The sequence below is a fragment of the Luxibacter massiliensis genome (assembly GCF_900604355.1).
Classification (GTDB): Bacteria; Bacillota; Clostridia; order Lachnospirales; family Lachnospiraceae; genus Luxibacter; species Luxibacter massiliensis.
In genome coordinates this window covers 2,794,558-2,806,531 of the sequence record NZ_UWOE01000001.1, presented here as the reverse complement: position 1 = coordinate 2,806,531, position 11,974 = coordinate 2,794,558, and the positions used below count along the sequence as shown (strand labels likewise).

Sequence of the window (11,974 nt, the reverse complement as noted above, 5' to 3'; positions counted from 1 at the left end):
TAAGGGGGCGTCCCATAAAACATGCCCTTTAGACGGACTGGCATACATTATAGGATGCTCTTTAGGTATAACAAATTATAGAGAGCTGTAATGTAGGAGTGTTTGCAGAAGGGAGGGGTGAGGCATAGTTTGGATAAATCCGTTTTTGGGGAGCAATGATACGGAGTTTGGGGATTGTACAAAGGTAAGGGGCCTATATTGAAAAGAGGCGCATTATGTTGTAGAATAATATCCGGGGATATCCCTCATTGAAAGAAACCGACCTTTGTGGATAAGATTTAAGGCGTACTTTTTGTATGTCACAGGGAGTGCAAGGGCAGGGGGAAGAGAAGCGCTAGTTTTCTTCCAGATTACCGAATCTAGTTTTACTACAGGCAGATACAAGCCGGGGAGGCAGGAAGTAAGTATGTTTAAACTAAGCACATTGTGTTACATTGAGAAAGATGGGAAATATCTGATGCTCCACAGGACTGTGAAGGAGAATGATGTGAATAAGGATAAATGGATTGGAGTGGGAGGGCATTTTGAGGCTCAGGAGAGTCCAGAAGAATGTCTTGTCAGGGAAGTGCAGGAGGAGACGGGATATACTTTAACATCCTACTGCTACCGCGGGATTGTGACCTTTGTTTATGGTGAAGATGTGGTGGAGTATATGTCCTTATACACGGCAGACGGATTTAAGGGGGACGCCATTCCCTGTGATGAAGGAGAGCTGGAGTGGGTGGACAAGGAAAAAGTATATGAACTGAATATATGGGAGGGGGATAAAATCTTCTTCCGGCTGCTGGAAGAGAGGCGGGACTTTTTTTCTTTAAAACTTGTATATGACAGGGAAGCAACATTACTCTACGCAGCTCTGGATGGGAAACCGATGGATAGTTATTCGGTGAATGGAGCGAAAGTAAAGGAGTAAAACAGCTGCGTATGGCCAAAAAGGGTGGGCATGGCAAGCCTCTTGCTATAGAGGCGCCATGCCCTATTGATATACCTTATTGAACATTAGCAGTTCAATAAGTATACTTTATTGGACGCAGTCCGCCCGTTCGAAGGACATGTGTTAAGGGATGCCCTGTGGGTATAAAAATGCGGACAGCTCAGGGGAGATAATTATAACTATTTCCCTCTGGCTGTCCGCAAATTGTATTCCTCTGCCAGTATTTTAGCAGAGCTGTCTATATGGATGATAAATCTTAATTTTTCTTATATCCGCACTTAGGGCAGACACCATTCTCATTCAGGGCGATACCGCATAGTGGACAGCGGTCAATCTTAAGCTCAGGCTTAAAATCAGCGGAACCTGCATTGACGCCGCTGGTAAAGGTAATCTTAGCTATGTTGAGCTTGTCTTTGAGCAGGTCATAAACAATCTTGATCATGCCTTCAACGGTCATAGTTTCCTTTGTAACTACCAAACGACATTCTGGATATGCAGTTGCGAGTTCTGTTTTAAAAGCAGGGCCTTTCATTTGGTTGTTTGGCGCGCCATTACGGATACCCTGTTTTTCATAGACATCAAGAATAGCCGGCAGTAAAGGATCATCCTCCCTCAAGATCAGGGCATGGTCAAAGTTCTTTAATACCTCCCAGGCAGTCTTTTGGATCTCATTACATGGGAAAACCATATTTACGCCAGGCTCAACTGAATCTTCCACCTCAATTGTTAAGACACCTGTATGTCCGTGTAAATACTGTGCTTCGCCTTTGAACCCATAAAATCTGTGCGCGTACTGCAGGTCTAATGTTGTAATACTTCTCATTGTTGTTTCCTCCTTGATTGTTTAATTATTGTCGGGCACGCTAGTCCATGCCCATCCCTAAAAGTATAGGCTTAGGGAGCTATGAGGATGCTTTTTTACATTCAGGGCAGAGATAATGTATTTTTAAGTCGTATACTTCAATCTCAAAGCCTACTTGCTTTTCCAGGTCATCAGTTAAATCCGACAAATATATGTCGGTCAGCCTTCCACAACGGCGGCAGACTAGATGGTCGTGCCTTGTATTCTTATCATAACGGTCGGGCTGCCCTTCTACACTAATCTTTCGGATCTTTCCCTGCTGATATAGACTATTCAGATTGTTATATACCGTCGCCATAACTACAGAGGCAAATCTCTTTTTTAATGCAAAAAATACCTGCTCTGCAGTCATATGCTCCTCTGCTGTATTTATAATGTCCAATATGTTCTGTCCATAACGTGTCATGTCATACCTCAAATAGAATTTTTAGAATTATTCTAAATCTAATATAGTGCATTTTTGTATTATTGTCAATAGATTTAAAATTAAATTTTAGTGTTCTCTTTCTTTAGAAGCCGTTTAAAAGTCAGGTCGATTCCCAGCGCACCTAGCGGGGCAGTGATTAAGATCCCGAGGACGGCTACAGAAAGTACAATTTGGCCGCAGGGAAGTCCCATTGCCAGCGGCACAGATCCGATTGCAGCCTGTACTGTTGCTTTTGGCAGGTAGGCAATTGTACAAAAAAGGCGTTCCCGCCAAGCTATGGGAGTTCCCAAAAGACATGCACAGACACCTAAGGAGCGGAAAAACAATGCAATACATATCATTAATACTGCCGGGATGCCGGCAGTAAGCGTATAGCGGATATCAACAGCGGCACCCACCAGTACAAATAATATGATTTCTGCTGCAAGCCAGAGTTTTCCGAATTTTTCGGAAAGACGCATGGACACAAAAGGGATACTTTTAATCTTGATAACACAGGCCATACTTACAATGGCTAACAGGCCGGATATAGAAACAATGCCATCCAGCCATGTTTCTATTGCCATGAGCAGGAAAGATACGCCCAAGATGATGATGGCCTTCACACTGTTCCTTATATATTGCTTATGTGCATAGGCCGCTTCGAAAAATATACTGAGAATATACCCTGCGGCAGCGCCAAGAGAGATTCCCAGTATGATGGAAATAGGGATATTTATAAAGTCTGCGGTACATGCTCTGCCACCCTGCGCCATACCGGAAAATGTGGAGAACAGGACAATTACAAAAATATCATCACAGGAAGCACCCGCCATAATAAGCTGTGGTATACTTTTATCGGTGCCGTATTTTGACTCCATAAGCTGAACCATCCGAGGTATAACTACAGCTGGGGACACGGCACCCATGACAGCGCCCATCACGGCAGCTTCGATTTTGGTAATTCCGAGAATATAGGGGGCGAATAGAAAATATCCTAAGATTTCAAGGCTCGCCGGTATACAGGACATCATAATAGCAGGCCTTCCGACTTTCTTTAGGTCAGCTAAGTTAAGTGATAACCCTGCCTTAAGTAAAATAATGATTAAAGCCATTTGCCGTAAGTCGGCGGAAACAGAAAGAATAGACGGATCCAGTAAATTTAGGGCATAGGGCCCTAATATAATACCCGTAACCAGCATACCAATAATACGCGGCAGTTTCAGCTTTTGGCAGGCTGCGGCCATGGCCAACCCTACAAGAAAAATAAAAGCAAGAGATGTTAACATGGTTTTTCCTCCTTAGAACGCAAAAAAGCTGATGCTTTTTCTGCGAAAATTGAATCACAGAAGTCATCAGCTCAATAAGCGGTTTAGGTTTCCCAAGGGAGAACTTCATTCCCAACTATATTTTACCGCTAAAACAATTTTTTGTAAATAGTCATTTGAAATGATATTGTGTAGGCTTAAGGGATGAGCCAATTGTCTTTATTCCCGCCAGCAGCGAGCCACGCGGACATGTTTGCATGTCCATTTGGCGGCTGCCGCGAGGGTCTAATGCCCCGATGCTTGCATCGCTGCTAGTTTGATGCCCCGTATGCCTGCATTGGGGTCTTTGACTCAGATAAAGTTTTATGACGCAGATATATTCCTTGTGGTATAATTATTTTTAACTATTTATATATGGGGAGAAACAAGGCAATTTACGAAAGGTGGAGATGTGATGGACGCGAAAGAGATATCAATGTTCCGGTTTTTAGATGGGACGGATAAGAAATTTATTATCCCTGTCTATCAAAGGGCCTATAGCTGGAAACGGGAAAATTGTGAAGTACTATTCAAAGATTTGATGAATGTATATAAAAATAATTACATGTCTCATTTCTTTGGCAGTATTGTATATGTTTCAAATGATGTTGGCGGATGTAATGAGCATATCATTATTGACGGGCAGCAGAGGATTACGACCATATCCTTGCTTTTGCTTGCAATCAGAAATTATATTACTGCCTATGCTGACGTTGAAACGGGGATCAACCCGCGGAAGATTATGGATGCGTATTTGACAGACATATATGCAGACGATGGGAAAAAATTGAAGCTGAAGCTGATTCAGGGAGATGATGAGGCATACGGCCGCCTAATTGGAAAAGAGGAACCAATCGAAAATAACAGCGTGACTGCTAATTACCATTATTTCTTTGGGGAAATATCCAAGCTAAACGGGCAGGAGATAAAAGGATTATACGATGCGGTCATGAAACTAATGATTGTCAATATCAGTTTGAAACCACAGGATGGGGATGATCCCCAGCTCATTTTTGAGAGTCTGAATTCCACGGGATTAGGATTAGATGAGTCAGATAAAATCCGTAATTATGTGCTCATGGGGATGCCGGCGGCACAGCAGGAGAACTTTTATAAAAAGTACTGGGAACCTTTAGAAAAGGCGATATCCCGCAATGAGCTGAAAGTATTTTTTAGATATTATCTGGCAGTAAAGACAAGAGAGCTGTTCAGGGAGGACAGGCTTTACTTTGGGTTTAAAAATTTTAGGATGAGGCAGGCCTGCAGAGTGGAAGAGACCTTTTCAGATATTTTGCGGTATGCTGGTTTTTATGAAACTATACGACATCCTGTGAAGGGACGTAGTACCTATGAAAATGTCCTGTGCAGGATAAATAAATTAGAGATTCACAGCTGTACTCTCATTTTACTGGATCTATTTAAGGCGTTTGAACAAGGCCTTTTAAGCAGTGCCGAATTGACTGAGGCAATAGGTACATTGGAAAGCTATATGGCAAGGAGGATAGTATGCGGGCTAGGGACCCAGTACTATAATAAACTGTTTGTCAGCCTTGGCGCTGAGATCGGGAAGATTTTGGAAAAGGACAGTACAGCATACTTGGATGCCTTTAAATATGCACTATTGAGTAAAACAGGGAAAAGCCGTTTTCCGAATAACCTTGACTTTACAGACAAGTTTACGACTTTTGAATTATATAATGTAAAGCCATCTGTAAGAAAATATTTCTTTGAGAGGCTTGAGAACTTCGGATGCAGAGAAGTGGTTGCCGTGGAAGAGCAGATAAATGACGGGACATTGACTATTGAACATGTTATGCCGCAAACACTGACAGAAGAGTGGAAAACGGATTTAGGGGAGCAGTGGGAATTCATATATTCCAAATACATTGACACAGTGGGAAATTTGACGCTGACGGCTTATAACAGCGATTATAGCAACCTCCGTTTTATAAAGAAAAAGACGTTGCCGGAAAAGGGATTTGAGGTGAGTAAGCTTCATCTCAATGAATACATGAAAAGCTGTGATTCCTGGGGGGAGAGGGAGATACTTGAGCGTGCAGGAATCTTGTATAGGTCGGCAGAACAGATTTGGCCTATGGCAGAGACAGATTATGATGCGCAGGAGGAAGAGGTATGGGTATATTGGGATGATGAAGATTACGACCTTACCAATAAAACGATTGTGAAGATGGTTCTGCTGGGCAATGAAATACAGACTGAGAATGTCACAGATGCTTACCGGAAAATAAATGTGGCCATCTATAATATGGACCCGGCGGGTTATGTGGCTATGGAAAACTCATGGAGTGGTGAAGAGGCAGCCGGGTTTGGCGCCCCGTATGAAATAGGGCCGTCAGTCTATATTAATACAAATCTAAATTCCCAGTCTAAAGCTGCGGCTATAAAAGAATTGTGTGAGCATTTTAATCTCGGTTCCTCAGATTTGCGGTTTTTAGTAAAGGCTACCTTTGACATCAATAATGAGGCTACGTTTGGAGCGGTTACTGCAGGCCGGCTGGCATACAGACTCATAGAAAAACTTCTGGCAGAAAACAAACTGACAGAGGATGAGGTAGAACAGTTGAAAGATAAAGATTTTTCCAGGGAAACTTTCTCCAAAATTGCATATCCTGTTCTGGCAAACAACAGAGATGACAATAAAGGCGGGAGTAAGAAGTGCAGGTACTATAGCCGGCCAGTTCCATATAAAGGGAAAAATCTATATATAACGACGGAATGGTATGAGGAAAGCAGGGAGGATCTGGTTCAGTGGTACAGGCGGCACGCCTTTTGAGGGGAATCTTAAGAGGGTTGCGTGTAGTGCGTTTTTATGATCCGGATAAGCACATTATTGAAGTGGGTGAAAATATGAAAGTGGTTTGTAAGCGTTTCCTGGATAGTGGAATGACGCCAGAGCAGGCTGCTGCACGCATGGACGTACTTATAAAATTTGTGAATGCTTGTATGGGATAAACGGGAAGTCTTATGAAAGAAAAAGAATCTGTTTGAGATAGAAAAGGGTATTGCAAATTTGGAATATTTATGTTTATATAATAAGCATAACAACATGAATATACTTAAAGGAAATTAAAATGTTCTATGTAACTGACGGTTCGTGGAGTATACCACATGGGAGCATAGAATAGAATGCCGACCGTCTGGGCAGCTCAATCGTTGGGCTGCCCTATTTTTATGGTTTACAGAAGGGTACGGCAGGCATCTGTATTACTTCGTATTCTATAAGGGCGCCAATGACTGAGAGGAACTTAATAACCTATGCTTTAGCTTTCTATTCTAAGAGCAAAGCCATGGATTTTGGCATGGTGGGTTCTGGCTTGAGATGCAGGCTATCTGAAGGATAAAGCAGATATGCGGGCGGATTTTCCACATCTGCCCAACAGGAGGGAAAATCATGGAGCAGAGAAGTTTCAAACAGTGGAATGGGTTTACAGTAGGTGATTGGCAAAGAGAAATTAATGTGCGGGATTTTATCCAAAAAAATGTGACGCCTTATGAGGGGGATGGCTCTTTTCTGGAGACAAAGACTGAACGTACTGGAAAGCTTATGGAGAGGGTAAATAGCCTTTTAAAGCTGGAACAGGATTTCGGAGGGGTTTTAGATATTGATACACAGTCTGTTTCCTCTCTGACATCCTATCAGCCAGGATATTTGGATAAAGAGGCAGAGTTGATTGTAGGCCTTCAGACAAATCGGCCGCTGAAGAGAGGCGTAAATCCTTTTGGAGGAATCAATATGGCCAGAAAGGCTTGTAAGGCCTATGGATATGAACTTTCAGAGAAGATAGAGCAGGAATTCCAATACAGGACTACCCATAACGACGGGGTATTCAGAGTATATACAGATGAAATGCGGAGGGTCAGGCATGCAGGAATACTGACCGGACTGCCGGATGCATACGGGCGCGGACGTATAATTGGTGATTACAGGCGTGTGGCTCTGTATGGAGTAGATATATTGATAGAAGAGAAGAAAAGGGATAAGGCAGAAATAGGAAAAGAAGATTTTGATGTGGAGTCTATCCGGCTGTCAGAAGAGATATATCAGCAGATTCATTTTCTGAATAAAATGAAAGAAATGGCCCAGATGTATGGGTATGATATTTCAAAGCCTGCCTGGGATGCCAGAGAAGCTATCCAGTGGACCTATTTTGCGTACCTGGCAGCGATTAAAGAGCAGAACGGGGCGGCTATGTCTTTAGGGCGTACAGGCAGCTTTTTAGATATTTATATTCAGCGGGATATGGAGTCAGGGAAGCTAGATGAAAAACATGCCCAGGAACTGATTGATGATTTCGTGATGAAGCTCCGTTTGGCAAGGCATCTGCGGACACCGGATTATAATGAATTATTCGGAGGGGATCCCATGTGGATTACGGAATCTGTAGGGGGGATGGATGAGCATGGCAGGACTCTTGTCACAAAAAATAGTTTTCGGTTTTTGAATACACTTTATAATCTGGGGGCAGCGCCTGAGCCTAATCTGACAATTTTATGGTCAAAGGACCTTCCCCAGGGATTTAAAGATTTCTGTGCAAAAGTATCTATTGATACAGATGCGGTCCAGTATGAAAATGATGATCTGATGAGGCCTGTATACGGGGATGATTATGGTATTGCATGCTGCGTTTCTGCTATGAAAATTGGAAAACAGATGCAGTTTTTTGGGGCAAGATGTAATCTGCCTAAATTGCTCCTGCTGGCACTCAATGGAGGATATGATACTTATTCAGGAAGTATGGCGGGCCCTGAGATGCCCGTCTATGAGGGGGATATACTGGATTATGGCAAAGTGATGGAGAGGCTCGGGAAATACCGTGAATGGATTTGTAGATTGTATATTAATACATTGAATGTTATTCACTATATGCACGATAAATATGCATATGAAAAGACTCAGATGGCGCTTCATGATACAGAGGTTGAACGTTTTATGGCTTGCGGCGTAGCCGGGTTATCTGTGCTGGCAGATTCTCTGAGCGCCATAAAATATGCGCAAGTAAAGCCTGTCAGGGATGACAATGGATATATTGTAGAGTTTCAGACTGCCGGAGAGTTTCCTACATATGGAAACGATGATGACAGGGCAGACATGATTGCAAAAGAAATTCTTGCAGGCATGTCCGCTGAGTTAAAAAAGACAAAGACATACAGGAATGCAGTACACACATTATCAGTACTGACTATTACATCGAACGTCATGTATGGCAAAAAAACAGGAGCCACACCGGATGGGCGTAAGGCTAAGGAGCCATTTGCCCCGGGGGCAAATCCAATGCATAACAGGGAGAAGAATGGGGCATTGGCATCTCTGAATTCTGTAGCTAAACTCTCCTACGACGATTGCCGTGATGGAATTTCTAATACATTTTCCATTACTCCGGATACATTAGGGAAAACGGAAGAAGAACGGATGGAAAATCTTGTACAGATCCTGGACGGGTATTTTCAGCAGATGGCACATCATATAAACGTCAATGTAATGAACAGGGAACTCCTGCTGGATGCCTATAAAAATCCGGGGAAATATCCAAATCTTACAATTCGAGTATCTGGATATGCAGTACATTTCCATAAACTCTCACGGGAACAGCAGAGAGAAGTGATTATGCGGACATTTCATGAGAATGTTTAGAGGAAAGAGAAAATAGGGGACAGTCCCTTTTGCAAAAGGGACTGTCCCCTTTGTCATCCATTTTCAGAATATTCAGAATATTATTCTCTTATTGACATTAGTACGAAAACAGACTATAATTTATTAGTCTGATACAGGACTAATATGGGGAGGTGGATTATGGAGAGCAGGACGGATATGATTGCGCAATTGCAGAGATACTATGCCCTTTGGAGGGAGAGCAATTCTATGTATGAAAATTGGGCCAAAAACCATGGACTGTCGCTAAATAGTGTTATGGTTTTGTATTCATTTTATGAGGATGGCCGAACTTGTACGCAGAAGATGATAAGCCAGAAGTGGGTGATTCCAAAACAGACAGTAAATTCTATTTTAAAAGAGTTTGAAAAGCGGGGTTTTATAGAGCTTGTACCTATCCCTGCAGATAAACGTAATAAGTATATTCATCTGACCTTGGAGGGGGAAGAGTATGTTAATACTATTATTGAAGAATTGCGGGATCTGGAATTATATGTAATGGAGCAAATGGGAATGGATAGTATGACAAGCCTGAATGATAATCTTGCCTTGTTTGTTGAGCTATTTTATAGGGGAGGTAAAAGAGAAAATGAGTAACCGGCGTATGTTTTTTCAATTTGTAATTCCTTCTGTAATGGCCTTCGCACTTTCCGGAGTCTATACTGTTGTAGACGGTTTTTTTGTGGGGAATAGCCTGGGGGATGCCGGCCTGGCAAGTATTACTTTAGGGTTTCCAATTTCAGCATTCATTCAAGCTGTAGGTACAGGGATCGGTCTGTCGGGAGCTATTAGGTTTACCATTCTGCGTGGGAGAGACAGGCGCGATGAGGGCACGGAATGTTTTAGTAGTACAGTGTTCCTGCTTGCACTATTTAGTGTGCTGCTGAGCGCCACTGTACTTTTATTCCTTTCCCCATTACTAAGTATTCTTGGGGCGGAGGGCACAAGCTTAGGTTTGACCGCCGAATATGTGGAAGTGATTGCTTTGGGTGCGGCGTTCCAGGTGTTCGGGACAGGTTTAGTCCCATTTATCAGGAATCTGGGCGGCGCGGCCTTTGCCATGATTTCGATGATAGCAGGGTTTTTAACGAACATTGTTTTAGACTATTTGTTTGTATGGGTATATAGCTGGGGCATGGGAGGAGCCGCGTGGGCCACGATTATCGGGCAGGCAGTCACGATGATGGGGGCAATAGGATTTCTTGTTAAAAAGAAAATCGGTTTTTCTATTCCTTCTTTTAGAAAAGTATGGGGGTATTTTGGCACGATCCTTAAAATAGCAGTGGCTCCATTTGGCCTGACATTTTCTCCCCAAATTACAACAATTCTTATGAACCGTTTTTTGATGGTTTATGGAGGCGAACAATCTGTTGCAGTATATGGCTGTATTGCATATATCATAGCTATTGTATATTTGCTGCTGCAAGGAGTAGGCGATGGGAGCCAGCCTTTGATCAGTAAATACTTTAGTGAGGAAAATGTGCCTGTTATGAAACAGATGCGGGGTTTTGCCTATCTGACAAGCGCTGTTATCTCTTTTATTTGCATGGCAGTATTATTTTTTACCCGGAGGTATGTGGGGATTCTTTTTGGAGCGTCCCCGGAGACAAATGCCGATGTTTCCAATTATTTACCTTTATTTTTGGCAGTGCTTCTATTTCTATCTTATGTGAGGATTACCACTGCGTATTTATATGCCACAGAAAAAAGTGGAATGTCTTATGTACTGGTGTATGCCGAACCTGTCTTAATTTTTGTTTTACTAAATATCTTGCCTCATATTTCTATATTGGGACTTTTGGGCGTGTGGATGACTGTACCCCTTGCACAGCTTCTGACGTGGTGTGTTTCGCTCTATGCAAAACATCGTGTGGACCGCCAGACAGTTACTAAACAGTATTTGGAAAAGGAGGGGATTACTGTATAAATGGTGGAATGAAAAATGAGTTTTTGGGCATACCATAATTTATCAAGGGTTTATATCAGGGGAGGGTGCGCACGTGGGAATTGGTGTGCAGCCGCCAGATTTGCTTTCTTGGCCAAACTGTATTATACTAATACTGTATGATGCAGTGTCAGCAAAACAATCAGGACTCTGCGATGAAAATACAGGAGAGGAGCCTGGATAATGGTAGAAGCAGGGGTTATACACGGAAGGTTTCAGATTTTACATTTAAAGCACATGGAGTATATACTGGCCGCAAAGATGAGGTGCAGAAAGCTCTATATAGGTATTACGCATTCAGATATTGTTTCATTTGCCGCCACATCAGTGAATGACTTACATGGAACAACCAAGAGAGACAATCCACTTACGTTTTTTGAAAGGTTCGAGATGATACAGGAGGCATTAAAGGATTTTGGGGTGGGGAGGGAAGAGTATGAAATAATACCCTTTCCGGTCAGCCAGCCTGATTTGATTCTCCAATATGCACCTAAAGATGCTGTTTATTATATGAGTATATGCAGTGAGTGGGATGAAGAGCGCTTTCAGATTCTGCAGAAATTAGGGGTGGAGACAGAAGTTTTGTGGAGAAAAGGCCAGGACGAAAGAGGAATAACTGGCTCAGAAGTCCGAAAATTAATTGCAGAGGAGAAGGAGTGGCAGCAGTATGTGCCTAAAACCGTCAGTGAATATATTACAAAACATGGAATTGAAGAAAGAATCCGCGGGTTGAATTATTTATATGATTGAAATGCCCAATGACCAATAGGGCGGAGAGACGAAAATTAAAATACTCTTTGTCAGTAAGGACTAAAATTGCCATAGATCTTACTTGATAAAGAGTATTTT

The 11,974-nt window shown here is 42.4% G+C and carries 10 protein-coding genes, 1 pseudogene and 2 riboswitches; of the genes and pseudogenes, 8 read left to right on the top strand and 3 right to left on the bottom strand.

Features of this window, described 5'->3' with window-relative positions:
* The first annotated feature begins 406 nt into the window (after positions 1–406).
* Positions 407–913, top strand: coding sequence for an NUDIX hydrolase (locus EFA47_RS12845; protein ID WP_122644533.1), 507 nt, complete (start codon positions 407–409; stop codon positions 911–913).
* 277 nt (positions 914–1,190) lie between these two features.
* Here EFA47_RS12845 and EFA47_RS12840 read toward each other — a convergent pair whose 3' ends face one another.
* From EFA47_RS12840 to EFA47_RS12830, 3 genes are all read right to left on the bottom strand, one after another.
* Positions 1,191–1,757, bottom strand: coding sequence for a 6-pyruvoyl trahydropterin synthase family protein (locus tag EFA47_RS12840; protein ID WP_122643647.1), 567 nt, complete (start codon positions 1,755–1,757; stop codon positions 1,191–1,193).
* 79 nt (positions 1,758–1,836) lie between these two features.
* On the bottom strand, positions 1,837–2,202 hold the full coding sequence (locus EFA47_RS12835; RefSeq protein ID WP_122643646.1) for a Fur family transcriptional regulator: 366 nt from the start codon (positions 2,200–2,202) through the stop codon (positions 1,837–1,839).
* 80 nt (positions 2,203–2,282) lie between these two features.
* On the bottom strand, positions 2,283–3,491 hold the full coding sequence (locus EFA47_RS12830; RefSeq protein ID WP_122643645.1) for a cation:proton antiporter: 1,209 nt from the start codon (positions 3,489–3,491) through the stop codon (positions 2,283–2,285).
* Between the two features lie 50 nt (positions 3,492–3,541).
* Positions 3,542–3,613, bottom strand: a riboswitch (Fluoride riboswitch).
* A gap of 311 nt (positions 3,614–3,924) precedes the next feature.
* On the opposite strand from EFA47_RS12830, the gene EFA47_RS12825 reads away from it, so the two are divergent.
* From EFA47_RS12825 to EFA47_RS12800, 7 genes and pseudogenes are all read left to right on the top strand, one after another.
* A complete protein-coding gene (locus tag EFA47_RS12825) occupies positions 3,925–6,303 on the top strand; it encodes a DUF262 domain-containing protein (protein ID WP_122643644.1) in 2,379 nt (792 codons plus the stop codon).
* A gap of 14 nt (positions 6,304–6,317) precedes the next feature.
* Positions 6,318–6,482: pseudogene (locus EFA47_RS12820) on the top strand (glyoxalase); the annotation flags it as partial.
* A gap of 118 nt (positions 6,483–6,600) precedes the next feature.
* Positions 6,601–6,680: riboswitch (ZMP/ZTP riboswitch) on the top strand.
* Positions 6,681–6,921: 241 nt separating this feature from the next.
* Positions 6,922–9,162, top strand: a complete 2,241-nt coding sequence (gene pflB, locus EFA47_RS12815) for a formate C-acetyltransferase (protein WP_122643643.1) — start codon at positions 6,922–6,924, stop codon at positions 9,160–9,162.
* 159 nt (positions 9,163–9,321) lie between these two features.
* Complete coding sequence (locus tag EFA47_RS12810) at positions 9,322–9,777, top strand: MarR family winged helix-turn-helix transcriptional regulator (RefSeq protein ID WP_122643642.1); 456 nt, start codon at positions 9,322–9,324, stop codon at positions 9,775–9,777.
* Positions 9,770–11,107 carry an MATE family efflux transporter gene (locus tag EFA47_RS12805; RefSeq protein WP_122643641.1) on the top strand — a complete coding sequence of 446 codons (1,338 nt, stop codon included), beginning with the start codon at positions 9,770–9,772 and terminating at the stop codon, positions 11,105–11,107. The genes EFA47_RS12810 and EFA47_RS12805 overlap by 8 nt, the downstream gene beginning before the upstream one ends.
* 73 nt (positions 11,108–11,180) lie before the next feature.
* Entirely contained in the window at positions 11,181–11,309 is a 129-nt protein-coding gene (locus EFA47_RS20280; RefSeq protein ID WP_268888467.1) for a hypothetical protein, read from the top strand.
* Positions 11,309–11,875 carry a nucleotidyl transferase family protein gene (locus tag EFA47_RS12800; protein WP_122643640.1) on the top strand — a complete coding sequence of 189 codons (567 nt, stop codon included), beginning with the start codon at positions 11,309–11,311 and terminating at the stop codon, positions 11,873–11,875. Before EFA47_RS20280 ends, EFA47_RS12800 begins: the two co-directional genes overlap by 1 nt.
* Positions 11,876–11,974: the final 99 nt, after the last annotated feature.